The sequence below is a fragment of the Roseovarius sp. A-2 genome (assembly GCF_002072155.1).
GTDB lineage: Bacteria > Pseudomonadota > Alphaproteobacteria > Rhodobacterales > Rhodobacteraceae > Roseovarius.
The window spans coordinates 29,412-47,676 of sequence record NZ_BDIY01000014.1 but is presented as its reverse complement, the minus strand read 5'-3'; the positions used below and the strand labels follow the sequence as shown (position 1 = coordinate 47,676).

The 18,265-nt window shown below is 64.0% G+C and carries 19 protein-coding genes; 9 read left to right on the top strand and 10 right to left on the bottom strand.

From position 1 onward, the window contains the following. Positions 1-391 precede the first annotated feature (391 nt). The 5 genes from BHD06_RS14955 to argH are packed head-to-tail and all read right to left on the bottom strand — an operon-like array spanning position 392 to position 6,247. Positions 392-3,019, bottom strand: coding sequence for a TIGR02302 family protein (locus BHD06_RS14955; RefSeq protein WP_080457778.1), 2,628 nt, complete (start codon positions 3,017-3,019; stop codon positions 392-394). Positions 3,020-3,056: 37 nt separating this feature from the next. After that, the gene (gene lysA / locus BHD06_RS14950; protein ID WP_080457777.1) at positions 3,057-4,322 is read right to left on the bottom strand and encodes a diaminopimelate decarboxylase; all 1,266 of its coding nucleotides are present in this window, start codon (positions 4,320-4,322) and stop codon (positions 3,057-3,059) included. Positions 4,323-4,371: 49 nt separating this feature from the next. Further along, entirely contained in the window at positions 4,372-4,680 is a 309-nt protein-coding gene (locus BHD06_RS24385; protein WP_254892437.1) for a DUF2834 domain-containing protein, read from the bottom strand. Continuing rightward, positions 4,677-4,859: an argininosuccinate lyase gene (locus BHD06_RS24380; RefSeq protein WP_254892436.1), complete on the bottom strand. Its 183-nt coding sequence runs from the start codon at positions 4,857-4,859 to the stop codon at positions 4,677-4,679. Before BHD06_RS24380 ends, BHD06_RS24385 begins: the two co-directional genes overlap by 4 nt. Next, positions 4,856-6,247, bottom strand: coding sequence for an argininosuccinate lyase (argH, locus tag BHD06_RS14940; RefSeq protein ID WP_080457775.1), 1,392 nt, complete (start codon positions 6,245-6,247; stop codon positions 4,856-4,858). The genes BHD06_RS24380 and argH overlap by 4 nt, the downstream gene beginning before the upstream one ends. A 24-nt stretch (positions 6,248-6,271) precedes the next feature. Between argH and BHD06_RS14935 the strand changes: the two genes are divergently transcribed. After that, positions 6,272-6,838 carry a TlpA disulfide reductase family protein gene (locus tag BHD06_RS14935; RefSeq protein ID WP_080457774.1) on the top strand — a complete coding sequence of 189 codons (567 nt, stop codon included), beginning with the start codon at positions 6,272-6,274 and terminating at the stop codon, positions 6,836-6,838. A gap of 109 nt (positions 6,839-6,947) precedes the next feature. On the opposite strand, the gene BHD06_RS23090 is transcribed toward BHD06_RS14935, so the two are convergent. Beyond that, a complete protein-coding gene (locus BHD06_RS23090) occupies positions 6,948-7,634 on the bottom strand; it encodes a hypothetical protein (RefSeq protein ID WP_139784753.1) in 687 nt (228 codons plus the stop codon). A gap of 180 nt (positions 7,635-7,814) precedes the next feature. On the opposite strand from BHD06_RS23090, the gene ttcA reads away from it, so the two are divergent. From ttcA to yihA, 5 genes are all read left to right on the top strand, one after another. After that, complete coding sequence (ttcA, locus tag BHD06_RS14930) at positions 7,815-8,684, top strand: tRNA 2-thiocytidine(32) synthetase TtcA (protein WP_080457773.1); 870 nt, start codon at positions 7,815-7,817, stop codon at positions 8,682-8,684. Positions 8,685-8,721: 37 nt separating this feature from the next. Then, positions 8,722-9,354, top strand: a complete 633-nt coding sequence (locus tag BHD06_RS14925) for a hypothetical protein (protein WP_080457772.1) — start codon at positions 8,722-8,724, stop codon at positions 9,352-9,354. A 138-nt stretch (positions 9,355-9,492) separates the two neighbouring features. Further along, entirely contained in the window at positions 9,493-11,325 is a 1,833-nt protein-coding gene (yidC, locus tag BHD06_RS14920) for a membrane protein insertase YidC (RefSeq protein WP_080457771.1), read from the top strand. Further along, positions 11,325-12,068: an MOSC domain-containing protein gene (locus BHD06_RS14915; RefSeq protein WP_080457770.1), complete on the top strand. Its 744-nt coding sequence runs from the start codon at positions 11,325-11,327 to the stop codon at positions 12,066-12,068. The genes yidC and BHD06_RS14915 overlap by 1 nt, the downstream gene beginning before the upstream one ends. Beyond that, entirely contained in the window at positions 12,068-12,718 is a 651-nt protein-coding gene (yihA, locus tag BHD06_RS14910) for a ribosome biogenesis GTP-binding protein YihA/YsxC (RefSeq protein WP_080457769.1), read from the top strand. Before BHD06_RS14915 ends, yihA begins: the two co-directional genes overlap by 1 nt. A gap of 9 nt (positions 12,719-12,727) precedes the next feature. On the opposite strand, the gene BHD06_RS14905 is transcribed toward yihA, so the two are convergent. Further along, the gene (locus tag BHD06_RS14905; RefSeq protein WP_080457768.1) at positions 12,728-13,939 is read right to left on the bottom strand and encodes a bifunctional alpha/beta hydrolase/OsmC family protein; all 1,212 of its coding nucleotides are present in this window, start codon (positions 13,937-13,939) and stop codon (positions 12,728-12,730) included. A gap of 198 nt (positions 13,940-14,137) precedes the next feature. Between BHD06_RS14905 and BHD06_RS14900 the strand changes: the two genes are divergently transcribed. Together BHD06_RS14900 and BHD06_RS14895 are read left to right on the top strand one after the other, a co-directional pair. Continuing rightward, positions 14,138-14,881, top strand: coding sequence for a GGDEF domain-containing protein (locus BHD06_RS14900; protein WP_080457767.1), 744 nt, complete (start codon positions 14,138-14,140; stop codon positions 14,879-14,881). A 117-nt stretch (positions 14,882-14,998) separates the two neighbouring features. Then, complete coding sequence (locus tag BHD06_RS14895) at positions 14,999-15,187, top strand: hypothetical protein (protein WP_080457766.1); 189 nt, start codon at positions 14,999-15,001, stop codon at positions 15,185-15,187. A 6-nt stretch (positions 15,188-15,193) separates the two neighbouring features. Here BHD06_RS14895 and dddP read toward each other — a convergent pair whose 3' ends face one another. Beyond that, positions 15,194-16,534 carry a dimethylsulfonioproprionate lyase DddP gene (gene dddP / locus BHD06_RS14890; protein WP_080457765.1) on the bottom strand — a complete coding sequence of 447 codons (1,341 nt, stop codon included), beginning with the start codon at positions 16,532-16,534 and terminating at the stop codon, positions 15,194-15,196. Between the two features lie 165 nt (positions 16,535-16,699). Between dddP and BHD06_RS14885 the strand changes: the two genes are divergently transcribed. Beyond that, the gene (locus BHD06_RS14885; protein ID WP_080457764.1) at positions 16,700-16,993 is read left to right on the top strand and encodes an SCP2 sterol-binding domain-containing protein; all 294 of its coding nucleotides are present in this window, start codon (positions 16,700-16,702) and stop codon (positions 16,991-16,993) included. Between the two features lie 15 nt (positions 16,994-17,008). Here BHD06_RS14885 and BHD06_RS14880 read toward each other — a convergent pair whose 3' ends face one another. Then, positions 17,009-17,662, bottom strand: a complete 654-nt coding sequence (locus tag BHD06_RS14880; RefSeq protein WP_080457828.1) for a ChrR family anti-sigma-E factor — start codon at positions 17,660-17,662, stop codon at positions 17,009-17,011. A gap of 10 nt (positions 17,663-17,672) precedes the next feature. After that, on the bottom strand, positions 17,673-18,254 hold the full coding sequence (locus BHD06_RS14875) for a sigma-70 family RNA polymerase sigma factor (RefSeq protein ID WP_217805678.1): 582 nt from the start codon (positions 18,252-18,254) through the stop codon (positions 17,673-17,675). Between the last annotated feature and the right edge of the window lie 11 nt (positions 18,255-18,265).

The following is an 18,265-nucleotide window of genomic DNA, read 5'->3' as shown; positions in this document are numbered from 1 at the left end:
GAGAGGAGACCCGAACGCGGGACCCTCAAGGGGGGTGTCGGAGGTGATGCGGGCAGGGCACTTGTAGGTTTGGCACGGTTGCGGACGTTCGCGACACACGCGAAATATAACCCGTCCCTGCCCGGCTGTTGCGTCATACCGGGTTGCAGCTGTCGGTATTAATGGCCTGAAGCGAACATTGCGCCTCGCCAGAAGATGCCGCAGGACGGCGTCATGCCAGAGGCATGCCTTCGGCATGACGATTGCGCGGCACGCTCAGAGCGTCTCGCACGGGATGCGGCAGAGCCAGATAAATCCCAAACCAAGCACCCATCTCTCACCAATTCAAAGCACCGTCAGCCACGGGCGAAGGCCTTTTGCAAAGGCCTTCCCACCCCGCTCAGAACCGGGCTCAGAACCGATCCAGCAACCGTTCGAGATAGTCGCGTTCCACGTCTGGCCGGTCGCCCTCGCCCGAGCGCCGCCGGATTTCGTCCAGCAGATCGCGGGCCCGGCGATAGACATCCTCGCCCTGCAAGAGATTGTCCTGCGTGCCCGCGCGTCGCCCCTGCCCGGCCTCGCGGCCCAAGGGATCGGCCTGCGCCTGCCCCGGCGCGCCCTGCTGATCGCCCTGCCCGCCCGGGTTTTGTTCGTTGGCCATCGCCTCGCCCATGTTGCGCATACCTTCGCGCAGTGCCTCCATGGCGTCGGCCTGGTCGTCGATGGCCCCCGCGAGATCGTCGTTGCGCAGCGCCTCCTCGGCCCCTTCCATCGCACGTTCGGCCCGTTCCAGTGCATCGCGCGCGGCCTCGCCGGCCTCGCCACCGAGCCCCGGCAGGCCCTGCCGCTGCCGCTCCAGTTCACGGCGCAGCGCCTCTTGCCGGTCAGCCAGTTCGCCTTCGGCCCCCTGCTGCCCGCCTTGGCCCTGATCGTCAGCGCGCTCCTGACCTTCACCGCCCTGACCCTGTTGCTGGCCACCCTGACCGCCCTGCCCGGGCTGGCTCTCATGGCTCTGGCCCCGGCCCTCGCCGCCGCTCTGGCCCTCATTGCTCTGCGATTGCCCGGATTGTGCGCCGGGGTTGAACTGTTCCTGCAAATCGCGGAACGCCTGATCCGACAGGCCTTGCTGCTCGCGCAGCGTCTCGGCCAGGCCCTCCATCGCCTGTTGCCCCGGCGACTGGCCCTGCTGGCCCTGGCCTTGGGTGACCTGCATGTTCTCCATCATCTGCTGGAACTCTTCCAGAGCCTGCTGCGCCTCGGCAAAGCGGCCTTGCTCCATCAGTTCCTGAATGCGGTCCATCATGTCCTGCAGATCCTGGCTGTTCATCTGCATCATGTTCTCGGCGCTCTGCTGATCGCCGCTGTTCTCGGGGTCCTCGCGCTGCGCCTGCTGCATCTTCTGGCGCAGGTAATCCTGCGTGGCGTCGCGCAAGTCCTGCATCAGCCGGGCGATTTCCTCCTCGCTGGCGCCGTTCTTCATCGCCTCGCTCAGGCGTTCCTGCGCGGCGCGCATCCGCTCCAGCGCGTCGCCCACATCCCCGTCTTCCAGCAGCACGCCCAGATCCCACAGCGCCTGCGCGATCTCGTCGCGCTCGTCGCCGTTCAGCCCGTCCCCACTGTCGGTCATCGCCTCAAGCTGCCGCAGGATCACCCGCAGCCGCAGATAGGCCTTCTCGGACCGGAAAAGCCCCTCGCGCGGCTTGTAGGACACCGCCCGCAGCACCTGCGCCACCCGGGTCGCATTGTCGCGCGACCACAGCAGATCGCGCCGCTGTTCGATCACTGCTGCCGCCATCGGGTTGAAAAACCGCCGCGCGGGCAGGTCCATCTCGACCGGCTTTGACAGCCCCTCCTGCCCCGCCGCATCCTCGACCCGCAAGCGCAAAGTCACCGGCAGATGCGCCCATGGATGCTCGGAAAGGTTTTCGATCAGTGTCTCGGTAAACTCACTGCGATCCCCCGCAAGCGGCATCGGCAGGTCGAGCCGAATGGCCTGGCGCGGCTCCGGCTCGGTGCTGAGCCCGTGGCGCCGGTTAATGCGGTCCATGTCCAGTTCGAAGACAGCCCCTCCGGCCACCACGCCATAATCGTCGCGCGCCTCGAAGGGCTGGCTCATCTGACCGTCAAAAGCGGTCTTGGCCTCGTTCTCCAGGATCCGAACGTCAGGCGCGGCATCGGCGATCGCCTCGACCTGCCAGCTGCGGCCACCGGGGCCGTCGATACGCATCTCGCCATCCTGCGCAATGGTGAATTCCTGTTCCGTCCCAGTCGCGAGCGGCACGTCACCGGCCCGGCCCGAGACCGTCTCATTCAGGCTGAGCGCGCCGACCTCGCCGTAGAACCGAAGAGTGATCTCGCTGCCCTCGGGCACGCGAATCTGCCCTGACTGATCGGCCAGGTAAAGGCTCGGCAACCCGGTATAGGCGGGCGGCTCGATCCAGCCTTCCCATGTCGGGCCAGAGGCGAGCGCCGCGCCGCCGCCCGCACCGGGCACCATCTCGGCCACCGAGCCTGCCCGCCAGACCGAGCCGAAGAGCAACGCCACCACCAGCCCCAGAAGCGCCACGTAACGCAATCCGAACGGATCCTGCCGCGACAGGCGCAGATCGGGCTCGACCGCCTTTGCCCCAGCCGCGCGCGCCGCCATCCGCGCCTGATGCGCCCGCCACAGCGCCTGTGACCCGGTATCCTGCGCGCCCACCGCCTGTGTGTCGGCCAACGCCGCCAGCGGCCGCCCCGGCAACGTCGCATCCAGCCGCGCCAGTGCCTCGGCCCAGGTCGGAAAACGGAACCGCGTGACCCCCCGCGCGGCAAAGACCACCAGCGCCAGACCGCACAGCAGCACAGCAGCCCAGACCGACTCGACGCTTGCGATATCCTGCACGCCCAGCATGGCGAGCGCCGCCGCACCCGCCAAAAGGCTCCAAACCGGCCAGAAGGCGCGCACCAGCCGCTCGGCGGTCAGCCCGGCCCAGGTCAGCGCCAAGGGCCGCCGCAGCCGCGCCGTCACGTCGTTCAGGGGCTTTCGCGTCTTTGCCATGGGCCACGCCTCTCTTGGGTCAGACGCGGGTATCGCGTCAGAGCCATTCGGGGATGGTATCGCGATTTATCATTTCGTCAAAGGTCGGGCGCGCCCGGATCACGGCAAAGTCACGCCCATTGACCAGAACCTCGGGGATCAGGGGGCGCGTATTGTACTCGCTCGACATCACCGCGCCATAGGCCCCGGCACTGCGAAACGCCACCAGATCGTCCTCGCGCAGAGGCGGCAACATCCGCCCCTTGGCAAAAGTATCGCCCGATTCGCAGACCGGGCCGACCACGTCATAGGCGCTCTGCTCGACACCCGGGGCCGGTTCGACCACGGGAATGATATCGTGATGGGCGTCATACATGGCCGGGCGGATCAGATCGTTCATCGCGGCATCGAGGATCAGGAAATCGCGGCCTTCGCCTTCTTTCACATAGATCACTTTGCTGACTAAAATCCCGGCATTCCCGGCCACCAGCCGCCCCGGTTCGATCTCGATCTCGCAGCCCAGATGGCCCAATGTCTCGCGAATTAGCGCGCCGTATTCGGTGGGCAGCGGCGGTGCCTCGTTCGAGCGGGTATAAGGAATACCAAGGCCACCCCCAAGGTCGAGCCGGCGAATATCATGCCCCTCGGCGCGCAATTTCTCCGTCAGGTCGGCCACCTTCTGATAGGCTTGGCGGAACGGCTCCAACTCGGTCAGTTGGCTGCCGATATGCACGTCGATGCCGATCACTTCCAGCCCCGGCAGGGCGGCGGCCTCGGCATAGACCGCGCGGGCGCGCGATATGGGAATGCCGAACTTGTTCTCGCTCTTGCCGGTGGCAATCTTGGCATGGGTTTTCGCGTCCACATCCGGATTGACCCGCACGGTGATGGGGGCCACGACCCCCAGGCTCACCGCCTCCTCGCTCAGCGCGCGCATCTCGGGCTCGCTCTCGACATTGAACTGCCGGATGCCGCCCTCCAGCGCCAGACGCATCTCATCCCGGGTTTTGCCGACGCCGGAAAAGACGATGCGCTCTCCTGGCACGCCCGCCGCCCGCGCACGCAGGTATTCCCCGCCCGACACCACATCCATCCCCGCGCCCAGCCCCGCCAATGTGCGCAGAATGGCCTGATTGCTCGCCGCCTTCATGGCATAGCAGACCAGATGCTCTGTTCCCGCCAGCGCCTCGTCGAACAGCCGGAAATGCCGCACCAGCGTCGCGGTGGAATAGCAGTAGAACGGCGTGCCCACCGCGCGGGCGATCTCCGTCAGCGGCACATTCTCGGCATGCAACACGCCGTCACGATAGAGAAAATGATCCACGCGCGCTCCCGCCCCGTTTCATCGTTCCAAAAATACTCAAATCCGGCCCTTACACCTCTCGCGGCATCCGCAGAAAAAGGTAGAGCGGCAAGCCACAGCTTACCCCGATGGAGAAGGACGCCGGAATCGCGATCAGCCCCGTCCAATGCCGGTGCCGCAGCACCTCGACCAGCACCCAGACGGTCAGTGCCAGCGCCGCGATGGTCAGGGCCCAGACCAACCCCGAACTCGCCGCATTCACGTGCCAGGCGTCGACCATGCCGCCAAGGTCAAAGCCGTTCTCGCGAAACCACGCGAGAGAATAATACACCGGATGCACGGCCCCCCAGACGGCCAGCGCCGCGAACACCCATCTCACAGGCCCAGCCCCACACCAAGGTTGACGCCACCCACGCGCACCCCGGTGCCGACGCGCGTATGCACGCCGCCGCTGCCCGCGCTCACCGTGGTGTTGACCGACGGCCGCACCGGCTCGCCATCCACGCCGCAGCCCAGAAGGGCCATGAGACCGAGACCGACCAAAATTGCTCTCATCATGCCAGACGCTCCTTCCACCGTGCCACCTGCGTGCGCACTTGTTCGGGGGCGGTGCCGCCATAGCTCATCCTTGACGCCACCGAATTATGCACACCCAGCACATCATAGACCGACGCGTCGATTTCGCCATGCACTTGCTTCATCTCGTCAAGGCTCAGGTCCGGCAGGTCACAGCCCTTGGCCTCGGCGCGGGCCACCAGTGCACCGGTCACATGATGCGCCTCGCGAAACGGCATGCCCGCAACCCGCACCAACCAATCCGCCAGATCCGTCGCGGTGGAAAAGCCCGACCCGGCGGCAGCCTCCAGATTGTCGGTTTGTGCCTGCATATCGCGCACCATCCCCTCCATAGCCGCCAGCGCCAGCATCAGGTTGTCGGCGGCATCGAATACCTGTTCCTTGTCCTCCTGCATGTCCTTGGAATAGGCCAGCGGCAGCCCCTTCATCACCATCATCAGCGCCACATTGGCCCCGAAGATCCGTCCCACCTTGGCGCGGATCAGCTCCGCCGCGTCGGGGTTCTTCTTTTGCGGCATGATGCTCGACCCGGTCGAGAACCGGTCCGACAGCGCCACGAACCGGAACTGCGCCGAGGACCAGATCACCAGTTCCTCGGCAAAGCGACTGAGATGCATGGCGCAGATGCTCGCCATGCCGAGGAACTCCAGCGCGAAATCCCGATCGCTCACCGCATCGAGGGAATTGGCGCAGGGCCGGTCAAACCCCAACGCCCGCGCCGTCATCTCGCGGTCAATCGGAAAGCTGGTTCCGGCCAGCGCAGCCGCGCCCAAGGGGCATTCGTTCATCCGCGCGCGCGCATCGCGCACCCGGCTCAGGTCGCGCCCGAACATCTCGACATAGGCCATCATGTGATGGCCCCATGTGACCGGCTGTGCGGTCTGCAGATGGGTGAAGCCGGGCATCACCCACTCCGCCCCCGCCTCGGCCTGTGCGACCAACGCGCGCATCAGCGCCACCAGCGCCCCATCGGCGGCATCCAGTTGATCCCGCACCCAGAGCCGAAAATCCGTCGCCACCTGATCATTGCGGCTCCGCCCGGTATGCAGCCGCCCGGCGGGCTCCCCCACCAACGCCTTCAACCGTGCCTCGACATTCATGTGAATATCCTCCAGCGCCGTCGAAAACTCGAACTCCCCGCCTTCAATTTCTGACAAGACCGTGAGAAGCCCTTCCCTCATCGCCTCGGCATCCTTATCACTGACGATACCCGTGGCGGCCAGCATGGCGGCATGGGCACGCGACCCGGCGATATCCTGCGCCGCCATCCGCTTGTCGAATGAGATCGAGGCATTAATTGCCTCCATGATCGCATCCGGCCCGGCGGCAAAGCGGCCGCCCCACATCTGGTTCGAGGTCGTGTCAGTCATGTCTTTTGCCCTTCGGAGGGATTTATGAAAACCATTCGTCAGATCGTCCTTTATATGGCCCTCGCCCTCGGTGCAAACGCCGCAGTGGCCGATACAGCCGCGCTCAACGCGCTGCGCGAGGGGGACATGAAGAAACTGATGTTCCATTCCGCGCCCAAGCCCGCGCCGCAGGTGGAATTCGAGCGCGAGGACGGTGCCACCGCCACGCTTGCCGACTATCAGGGCAAGCATATCGTGCTCAATTTCTGGGCCACATGGTGCGCGCCCTGCCGGGTGGAAATGCCGATGCTGTCGAACCTTCAGGCGCAGATGGGCGGCGAGGACTTCGCCGTCGTCACCATCGCCACCGGCCGCAACCCGCCCCCGGCGATGAAGGCGTTCTTTGACGAGATCGGCGTCGACAACCTGCCCCTCCACCGCGACCCCAAAAGCGCGCTCGCGCGTCAAATGGGCGTCTTCGGCCTGCCCATCACGGTGATACTCGACCCGGAGGGAAATGAGATCGCCCGCCTGCAAGGCGACGCCCATTGGGACAGCGAGAGCGCCAAGGCGATTATTGCGGCGTTGATTGATGGGGGTGGGGGGAGTTGAGGGGCAACCGCCGCGCTTAGGGCAGCCTCAGTGGAAAGGTCAAACAAACCGACCCCGGGACAAGTATATTAAACCGATAAACGAAAGCGTTGCTTGAACGCTCCATTCATTATTGCGTTTGCCTCATTAAGTCTAAAAACCATGCACAGTAAGGCTCACCCCAGTCCTTAAGCTGGCTTGGCAACGGGTTCTTGGCGATTCTGCTTCCATTCAAGCCGGTATCGGCGGGAAATTCAGAAAATTGTATAATTGACTCGTGATTTTCTAATTTTCCCGTGAAGAATGAAACACGGCGGCCCTGAGAGAAATCAAAGACTTCAACGTTTGCTGTACTTCCGCCAAACTCAATGTCACCACTAATTAGAATGCCTTTGTGAGGCATGCCAAGATCGCAAGAGCCCTGCCACCAAATTCGGCCATCAAGTTTGTTCCCATCATACACCTCCAGCTCTAAGGCAGCCTTCACGGGGCTAGATAATCTCAAGTCGTTAATATCCACTCTTCCTTCTGGAAACGCGTCGAAAATTCCTGACCATTCCGACGGAGAATAAAATAACTCCTCCACATATTTGGTGGCTTTCGGATAATAATCGCCAAAGTCTCCAATCAGTTTTGGTAACCCCAAAACATATGCAAAAGTTCCGGCAGCCACTACTAAAGCTGGATAGATTAGCTTCGGGTAACGCCAGACACGAGAAATATGGCACTTGATTTGACCCGCTCTTCCTCTGGGAGCCTTCGCCTGTTCTCGCGCGTCAGCCCTTTTTTGAGCCCTTTTGAGATTCAGTTTTTTCATTCTTCTTACCTGCCTACCCATCACTTCTTAACCCAAACTTATCACTCCTGTCCCTCTCATCCGAACATGATATTCTGCACCGGAGGTATAGGTCTGCACCGCGCGCCGAACCCAACCGCCCTCTTGCCATCCCCCCCCCAAACCCTTGCCTGCCCCCCTCAAACCCCCTAAAGCCAGCCCATGCTTGACGAGACCGACGATATCCATCCGCTCTTTCACGGGGCCCCCGCCAGCACCGAGTTCAAGAAGCTGCGCAAGCGCATCGTGCGGCACACGCGCGAGGCGGTGGAGCAGTACGGCATGGTTGAGCCGGGCGGCAAATGGCTGGTCTGTCTGTCGGGCGGCAAGGACAGTTACACGCTGCTCGCCGTGCTGCACGAGTTGCAATGGCGCGGCCTCCTGCCGGTGGAGTTGCTGGCCTGCAATCTCGATCAGGGGCAGCCCGGATTTCCCGCCACCGTCCTGCCCGAATTCCTGCAACAGCGTGGCGTGCCGCACCGGATCGAGTATCAGGACACCTATTCCATCGTCGTCGACAAGGTGCCGCAGGGGCGCACCTATTGCGCGCTTTGCTCCCGTTTGCGGCGGGGCAATCTCTACCGCATCGCGCGCGAGGAGGGGTGTACGGCGGTCGTGCTCGGCCATCACCGCGACGATATCCTTGAGACGTTCTTCATGAACCTCTTTCACGGCGGGCGGCTGGCCACGATGCCGCCCAAGCTGGTGAACGAGGAGGGCGATCTGTTTCTCTACCGCCCCCTCGCCCATGTCGCCGAGGCCGATTGCGAGCGGTTCGCGCGGGCGATGAATTACCCGATCATTCCCTGCGATCTGTGCGGAAGCCAAGACGGGTTGCAACGCCAGCAGGTGAAGCAGATCCTCGACGGGTGGGAGGCCAATTCGCCGGGCCGCCGTCAGGTGATGTTTCGCGCGCTGATGAACGCCCGGCCCTCGCATCTGCTCGACCCCAAGCTGTTTGATTTCGCGGGGCTGAGCACAGAGCCGCTAAAATCCGACGGAAATCCCGAAGGCTTGCCCAAGCTTCGTTAACCTTTGCCTGCCATGCTACGCCCCAACGAGGGGAAAGATGTCACACCTGTTGGGTAAATCTGGGATAATTCGGGCGTATCTGCCTGCGGCCTTCGTCTTTCTGCTGGCCGTGGCGCTGGCCCTGTCGTGGTTCGGGGCACAGGCGCTGGTCTTTGCCTTACCCTTTGTTTGTCTTGGTCTTATCCCGCTCTCGCAGGATCGACGGCGCACCGGCGATGCCGCCACGGACCTGCGCCGCGCGCTTGACCGGGAACTGGATAAGCCCCTGAACTCAGGCCATGATTTCGCCTGCATCCTGCTGCGGATCACGCCTGCGCAGATCACCCCGCTGACCCTAACACGCCTGCGCCAGTCGATCCGCCCCGACGACCGGATTTTCGATCTGTCGGAGGGCCAGATCGCCCTCCTCCTCGCCCCGGTACCCGGCCTCGGCGAATCGGCGCTTCCCACCCTTGGTCTCAGGTTCCAAGCCATTGTGAAAGAACAGGTTTTTACCGAGGATTCCCCACTTCATCCGACCGCATCATTGGCCCTTTGCCTTGCCCCGGCAGGGCGCACCCGGTCCGGCACCGCGCTGCTCGACGGCCTCACGGTGACGCTCGAAGAGGCGGCCCGTCGCGGACCCTCTACCTTGCTTGTCCATGACCCCGGTCCATCCTCGCGGCGCTAGCGTGACCGCGAAACGGGCCCCGCCACGCAGAGGCGGCGAATCCTCGCGCCCGCCTGCAAAACAACGGAATCCGCTTGACCTTTGGGGCCGCACTCTGTTGAACGCGCGGGACAGATAACAGACGGACGGCCCCCGGATATGGATGATCAGAACAAGAACCTCATACTCGCGACGGCGCTCAGCTTTCTCGTGATCCTTGTCTGGTTCGTGATGTTTCCGCCACCGGACACCGCGCCGACCGATCCCAACGCGCCGATTACCGCGACCGACGGAGAACTGACCCCTTCCACACCGTCGGCGGATGCCCCGGCCAGCACCGCAGGTGCGGCAGCCACCGGCACCGAGACCGCCGAAACCCCCGACGCCCCGCGGCTCGACATCGAGACGCCAAGCCTGACCGGCACGGTCTCGCTACAGGGCGGGCGGATCGACGAGTTGCTGCTCAAGACCTATCATGAGACCATCGACCCCTCCTCCGAGATCGTGCGCCTGCTGTCGCCCGTTGGCAGCGAAACGCCTTATTATGCGCTCTATGGCTGGGCCCCCGGCGCGGGCCTGACCATCGACAATGTACCCGGAGCCAACACGCTCTGGCAGGTCGAGAGCGGCGAGACCCTGACGCCCGATAACCCCGTCACGCTGGTCTGGGACAACGGCGCGGGCCTGATCTTTCGCCGCGAGTTGAGCGTCGATGAGGACTTCATGTTCTCGGTGCGTCAGAGTGTCGAGAACACCGGCGAGAGCGAGGTGAGCCTTGCGCCTTACGGCATTCTCGCGCGGCACGGGCGGCCGGATGATCTGAAGAATTTCTTCATCCTGCACGAGGGCATCGTCGGCATGGCCGACGGCACGCTCGCGGAAATCGACTATGACGATGTCGAGGAATACGAATTCAACCCGCGCGAAGGCGCGCCTGCCGAGGTCACGCAGGTCACCGAGAATGGCTGGATCGGGTTCACCGATCACTACTGGATGACCGCGCTGATCCCCGAGCAAGGCAACCCGTTCAAGGCGGTCACCAAATACGACCCGCAGCGCGGCATTTTCCAGACCGAGACGGTGCAGGCGACGCGCAGCCTCGCCCCAGGCGAGACCTCGGTCGCCGAAACCCGGCTGTTTGCCGGGGCCAAGGAATGGGCCATCATCCGCAACTACGAAAACGAGGAAGGCGTCCAAGGTTTTCTCGACTCGATCGACTGGGGCTGGTTCTTTTTCCTGACCAAGCCGATCTTTGCGGTTCTGCACTGGCTCAACGCGCTTATCGGCAACATGGGCTGGGCGATCATCGGCCTGACCCTGCTGATCAAAGTCATCCTGCTGCCGCTGGCCTTTAAATCCTACGTCTCGATGGCGAAGATGAAAGAGCTTCAGCCGGAGATGGAGAAGATCAAGGAGAGCGCCGGCGACGACCGTCAGAAGCTCCAGCAGGAGATGATGGCGCTCTACAAGAAGGAAAAGGTCAACCCGGCCTCGGGCTGTCTGCCGATCCTGTTGCAGATCCCGATTTTCTTTTCGCTCTACAAGGTGATCTTCGTCACGCTGGAATTGCGGCACGCATCCTGGATCGGTTGGATCAACGACCTGTCGGCGCCTGACCCGTCGTCGCTCTACAATCTCTGGGGCATCCTGCCCTGGGCCGCGCCGGAACCGGGCTCGATCACGGCTCTGATCTTCATCGGTATCCTGCCGCTCTGCCTTGGCGTGTCGATGTGGCTGCAGCAAAAGCTGAATCCGTCGCCGACCGATCCGACGCAAAAGATGATCTTTGCCTGGATGCCCTGGGTCTTCATGTTCATGCTGGGCAGCTTTGCCAGCGGCCTTGTGGTCTACTGGATCGCGAACAACTTGATCACCTTCACGCAGCAATACCTGATCATGCGCAGCCAGGGCTACAAGCCGGACGTGTTCGGCAACATCATGTCCGGCTTCAAGCGGGACAAGGCGGCCCCGGATACGGGCAAGAAGAAGTGATGACACGGGTCAGCGCCCTCTGGCGGCACCCTATCAAGGGGCACGGGCGCGAGGCGCTGACCGATGTCACCCTTGCCGCAGGGCAGGCCATGCCATGGGACAGGCTTTGGGCCGTGGCGCATGAACTGGCGCGCCTGACCGAAGGCGAATGGGCCCCGTGCACCAATTTCTCCATCGGGGCCAAGGCCCCGGCGCTGATGGCGATCAACGCGCGAGTGGACGAGACGGCGGGTCTGGTGACGCTGAGCCATCCCGACCGGCCCGACCTGACGTTTGATCCTGACCGCGACAACCAGGCGTTTCTCGATTGGGTGCGGCCGCTGATGCCGGACAACCGTGCGCAATCGCTGCGGTTTTTCCGGCTCGAAGGGCGCGGGGTGACGGATACGGATTACCCGTCGGTGAGCCTGCTCAACCTTGCGTCCAACGCCGATCTGGCGGCGCGCATGGGGGCCGAGGTGTCGCCGCTGCGCTGGCGCTGCAACATCCATCTCGATGGGCTGGCGCCCTGGGCAGAGTTCGATCTAGTGGGGCGGACGCTGCGCATCGGTGACGCGGAATTGCAGGTGCGCGAGCCGATCCGGCGCTGCATGGCGACCACCGCCAACCCGGCCACCGGCGCGCGCGATCTCGACACGTTGGGCGCGCTCAACGCCAATTGGAACCATCAGGATTTCGGCATCTATGCCGAGGTCACCCGGACCGGTGCCATCGCCGTCGGCGCCCCGATAGAGGTGCTGTGATGCAGATGCATTTTCCCGAAGCCGAGGCCCCCGACCCGGCCAGCGCCGAGCAGGGCCGCAAGCTCTTCGCCGGGCCGGTCGATTTTCTCAAGGGCGTGGTGGCGATGTCAGGCCTGCCCCCCGCCGACCGGCTGGAGGTCTGCTTCGCCGGGCGCTCGAACGTGGGCAAGTCGACGCTCATCAATGCGCTGACCGGACGCAAAGCGCTGGCGCGGGCCTCGAACACGCCGGGGCGCACGCAGGAGATCAACTATTTCACCTTGGGCGACAGCCGCTACCTGGTCGACCTGCCCGGCTATGGCTATGCCAACGCGCCGCTCGATGTGGTGCGCAAATGGCAGGCGCTGCTCAAGCAGTATCTGTCGGGCCGCCAGACCCTGCGCCGCGCCTTCGTACTGGTCGATGCCCGCCACGGGATCAAGCCGGTGGACGAAGAGATCATGACGCTGCTCGACAGCTCTGCCGTGACCTTTCAATGCGTGCTGACCAAAACCGACAAGATCAGCGAGAGCGCCCGCGAAAAGGTGCTGGAGCAGGTCCGCGGCAAGCTGGCGCCGCATCCGGCGGCCTATCCCGAACTGATTCTCACATCGAGTGAGAAAGGCTCTGGCATCGCGACCCTGCGCAGCGTGATCGCAACGCTGGAATAGCCCTGCCCGCTACCCTGCCCGCGTCTCGACGATCGAGGACCGCTCCAATGTGCGGTGCACCGGGCATTTGTCGGCGATCTCCATCAGCTTGTCGCGCTGCTCCGCAGTCAGATCGCCCTCGAGCCGCACCACGCGGGTGAACTTGTCGGCCTTGGCGTCGCTGCGGCTGTCGGCATCCTGCGCGTGCACCTTGTCGTGGCAGACATCGACGCTGACGTGATCCAGCGGCCAGCCCTTGCGGCGGGCATACATGCGGATGGTCATCGAGGTACAGGCCCCCAGCCCTGCGGCGAGAAAGCCATAGGGCGACATGCCGCGATCGGTGCCGCCATAGGCCGAGGGCTCGTCGGCCAGCATGTGATGGCCGGGGCCCGCGTTCACATCCTGCAAAAACCCCTCCGCATCGGCCTCGGAGACGCGAACCACGCCTTCGGGCGCGCCAGGCGGGGGGGCCGGCGGCGAAAGGTCGAGATACCGCGTGGCCCAGGCCGCGATCACCTGCGCGGCATATTCGGCATCCTCGGGATTGCTGATCAGGTGATCGGCATCGTCGAGCGTGACAAAGCTTTTGGGGTGTTTGGCCGCCTTGAAGATCTCGGCGGCGTTTTCGATCCCGACGGTCGCGTCGCGCGTGGCATGCATGACGAGGAGCGCGCGGCGCAAATGCGCGATCCGCTCGCCGAGGTTCTCGGCGCGCACATCCTCGACAAAGGATTTGCCGATCCGGATGGGTCGCCCGCCAAGCGTGACCTCGGCCACGCCATCGGCCTCGATCTGCTCCAGCGCGCCGTCGAAATTATGCGTCACATGGCTGGGATCGAAGGGGGCACCGATGGTGGCGACGGCGCGCACGCTGTCGATCTTGCCCGCCGCCGCGAGCACCGCCGCACCGCCCAGGCTATGCCCGATCAGCAGGCGCGGGGCCATATCGCGCGCGGAAAGCGCCTCGGCGGCCAACTCCAGATCGCGCACATTCGAGGTAAAGGAGGTGTTCTCGAACTCGCCCCCTGAATGGCCCAGCCCGGTGAAATCGAAGCGCAGCACCGCGATGCCTGCACCTGCCAGTCGCGCGGCGATGCGCCGGGCGGCGGGAATGTCCTTGGAGCAGGTAAAGCAATGCGCAAAAAGTGCGGTCGCGAGATGCGGCCCCTCCGGCAGATCGAGCCGCGCGACGAGATCGTCGCCGGAATGTCCGGTGAAGGTGAGGCGTTCGGTGGGCATGGCAGGTCCTCTTGCAAATCGCGTTGTCCTGAGACTAGGCAACCGCCCGACGCATCGCTACCCCCCGCCGGAAGGCGTCACGCGAAGGTGAGGGTTTGTCGCAATTTCTTCAAATCCTGCGCATTTCGCAGGGCAGCAGCCACCGGGCATTAACGGTTGCGCGCCATCCTGGACCGGGGTTGAAGGAAAGGGGTGCCCATGCTTTGGCAGGTCCAAACGCGAGGAGATCAAATCCGCTTCACCGTGGCGATGGCACTGATCGTTCTGGCGATCAGCACAGCGCTGCGCCCCCTGATGCTCCCGCCCGAGCTTGTGGCACCGACGCTTTTTCCGGGGTCCGTTATGGCAATTATGATCGCTGCACCGATCGGCTGGATCGTCGCGCGACGCCTGCGGGCCGTGCATGATCTCAGCGCGCGGCTGGAACACGCGCTGCATCACGATCTGCTGACCGGCGTGCGTACGCGGGCCAGCTTTCACGAGGCCGTGGCCGCGCTCGAAGGCCAGCCCTGCGCGGTGATCGTCGCGGATATCGACCATTTCAAAGGGTTCAACGATTGCCATGGCCATTTCGCGGGCGATCAAGCCCTGCGCCAGTTCGCGACCATCCTGGCCAGCAATTGCCGGGGCACGGACCTCGTCGCACGGTTCGGGGGCGAGGAATTCGTGATCGTGCTGCCGGGGGTCGACATGAAACAGGGCGGCAGGATCGCAGACCGCCTCGCCGACCGGGTGCGTTCGAGCGCCATCTACGTGGGAGAGCGCAGCCTGTCGCTGACCGCGAGTTTCGGTGTTGCGCCGGTGCAAGCGGGTGGAGACATGGATCAGGCGATCCAGCAGGCCGACCGGGCGCTATATCAGGCCAAGCACGCCGGGCGTGACCGCGTGTGCCGTTATCACCCCGGGTTGGACGGTCCGGCGACGCTGCGCGAAGTGAGTTGACCCCACACAACAGGTAAAATCACGAAACGTGATGTCATAGATCATAAACATTCGTTTTCATGATGAAAGGCGCATGCCTACCTCTTGTCCTGTACCCACCATACAAAGGACAGCACGATGCCACACGATATCCATCTCACCCCCGCCTCCCGCCCCGGTCACATGCCCCGCTTTGCTCTGGGGCTTGGCCTTCTGGCGCTGCTTGTGGCGATCCTCGCCTCAAGTCCCGCGCCGGAACCGAGCAACACGACCGCCGCCGCGCCCGCCCATGAGGATTGGCACGGCAATGTGCGCCGCTCACGCTGACCGGGGTCAGTCGCCCATCAGCGCCGCGTCGAACGGATAGCGCGTCAGGTTCTCGTACCCGTCCTCGGTGATGAGAACCTGATCCTCCAGCTTGATCGAGAAATCGCCCCCCACCTCGCCCACCAGCGCCTCGACGCAGAGCACCATGCCGGCCTCCAGCGGATAATCAAAGGCGCCGGGCACGGCGCGATCCGGATAGGCCACCAGCGGCCACTCATCGCAGAGCCCGACGCCGTGCATCAGACAGCCGTATTTCTGCGCCTGATAGCGGTCCTCCAGAACATGGGTGTTGGCGCTAAGTTCGGGGATCATCACGCCGGGTCTGAGCATCTCCATGTTGGTCTGGATATGCTCGACCGCATGGCGCATGGCGTGGATCATGTCGGGGCGTGGGCGTGCATCACCGATCCACCAGCTGCGCGAGATATCGACGCAGATGCCGTAGCTGCCTATGAGGTCAGTGTCGAAACTGACGATCTCGTTATTCTGCGCGATGCGCGGCCCGCATTCCTGAAACCACGGGTTGGTGCGTGGCCCCGAGGCCAGAAGCCGCGTCTCGATCCATTCACCGCCACGACGGATGTTCTCGGCATGCAGCACCGCCCAGATGTCATCCTCGCTGGTCTGGCCGAGCGGCACATTGGCGCGCGCGAACGCCTCCATCTCGGCGACTGCCGCCTCGCAGGCGTGGCTCGCGCAGCGCATGGCGCGGATCTCATCTGGCCCCTTGACGCTGCGCGCCTTCTCGGTGACCTCCTCGCCCTCCATCATCGTCAGCCCCTGCACCTCGAGCGCGCGCAAGCCATGCACCATCGGCTTGTCCACCGCCAGCCGCCGGTTGCCCGGCGCATGCTCGGCCAGGATCGCGCGCACGTCACCCGCAAAGGCATCGGCGGCCACGTCCGCCTTGTCGCCCCGGTCGAAATAAAACAGATCAGCACCCGAGCGCACCTCGCGCACCAGCGGGTTGAACGACGACAGGAACGGCGCGTTCTTGTAATCCCACATCACCATGTGCCCGTCGGCACAGAGCAGCACGGCGCGGAACGGGTTATGCGCGTTCCACAGCTGCATGTTGGTGCTGTCAGTGGCGTAGCGGATGTTCAAGGGGTCGAACATCAAAAGGCCCGCATAATCGCGGTCAACGATATGCTGCGTCAGCCGCGCCCAGCGATAGCGGCGCATTTCCTGCAGGTCGGGCAACTCAAGCCCCGCCGCCGCCCATTCGGCAAAGGCCAGTTGCGTCGGCCCGATCTCGATCCGGTCGGCATTGTTGGGCGTGTTGTCGCCCAGGGTGGCCCCGCGCGTCGGGTCGATCTTGCGGGTGTCGCGGTAATGGGTGTTCATCGGCGGTCCTCCTCCTACAACAAGAGTGGCAGATACCGCGCGCGTGGCGCGCCAGATTGCGACATGGCGCGTGGTCGTATTCTTGCCGTGCCTGCGACGTGACGCAAGGTTCCGCTTGAACCAGTCCGCGCGACCGGGATGATCCGGCCGCAAAGGAGCGCTTTCATGACCACGATCATCGACGATTATATCACCACCCTCACGCCCAGGGCGCGCGGGCGCATCAAGGGGGTGGCCAAGCTGATCATCGCTGATCATGGCACCGTCATGCTGACCGAATACGGGGCCGCGCAGGGCGACGAGGCGGCGGATGTGGTCCTGTCGGCCAGCGACGAGGTGTTCCGCAACATCCTGTCAGGCGCGCAAAACCCGGTCATGGCCTACATGTCGGGCAAGCTGAAGGTCGAGGGCAATGTACAACGCGCGCTCAAGGTCAGCGGCATCCTGACCGACGGGTGATCCGCAGGGCCGGTCTCAGATGCGCAGGAACGGCTGTGCGAGGCGGGGTATGATCGACCGGAAACGCAGCGGCGCGTCTGTCGCGGCAAGGCAGATGCAATCCGCGCCGATATCGGCTACCGGGGTGTGGTTCAGGTCTTCGTTCGCCACCTCGATATCGCCGGGGCCGAAATGATCGACCTCGTCGACGAAAGCGCCTTGCAAAACCAGCGTCAGTTCGGTGCCGCGATGGCCATGATCGGGCACCGAGGCCCCGGCGGGAATAAAGAGCAGCCGCGCCGTGGCATCGCGCGATGTGGGCAGGATCGCCTGCTTGACCCCCATGCCCACGGGCCGCCAGCGCACGCTGTCCAGATCACCGCCGATATAGTCGCGCAGCGGTGCGGGCACGCCATGCGACACCCTGCGCGGTGCAGGTTTCTCGACCGCCGCACCACCCCGGATGAGCGCCATCGTCGCCGCAAGGCTGTCGGCCCCCATCTCGACACTTTCGCACCGGTCCAGCAAGGTGCCGCCCACCGTGTCGAACGAGGCGAGCCGTGCGCGGCACTCATCGCACATCGAAATATGCGTCGCCACCGTCAGGCTGAACGCCTCGGGCAATGTCCCTGCGGAATAGGCCATCAGCAGGGCGTCGGTCAGATGATGTTTGATCATGGTTTCGGTCATGGCATTCACTTCATTTCATTGCGTGGCGCAAACGGTCCAGCGCCAGTCTGATACGTGATTTGATCGTGCCGAGCGGCAGCCCGGTCTGCTCGGCGATCTCGGAATGGCTCAGATCGCCGAAATACGCCTTTTCGATCAGCACCCTCTGTTTTTCGGGCAGGGCGGCGATGGCGTCGCCCAATTGGTCGCTTTCCTGTTGCAGGGCCAGAACATCGGCCTGGTCCGGTTCCGGGTCCTGACCCCAGGGCAGATCCTCGGGCTCGGGGCGTTTTTGCTTGCGCAGCGCGTCAATCTTGCGATTCCGCGCGATCGTGAAGATCCAGGTCGCGGCAGAGGCGCGCGCGGGGTCGAACATGTGCGCCTTCTGCCAAAGGGCAGCCATCACCTCCTGCGTGCATTCCTCGGCCAGTGTCGCATCCGCGCCCGAGCGCATCAGGAAGGCTTTGACGCGGGGCGCGAAATGCGCGAACAGCCGGGCAAAGGCGGCCTCGTCCTGAGCGTCGCGGATACGGGCGATGCAAGCCACCCATTCCTCGTTCTCCGCCTGTCTTTTCGTTCCGGTCTTCGATGTCACGATTGCCGTTCCTGCCATCTCGCCTGCGA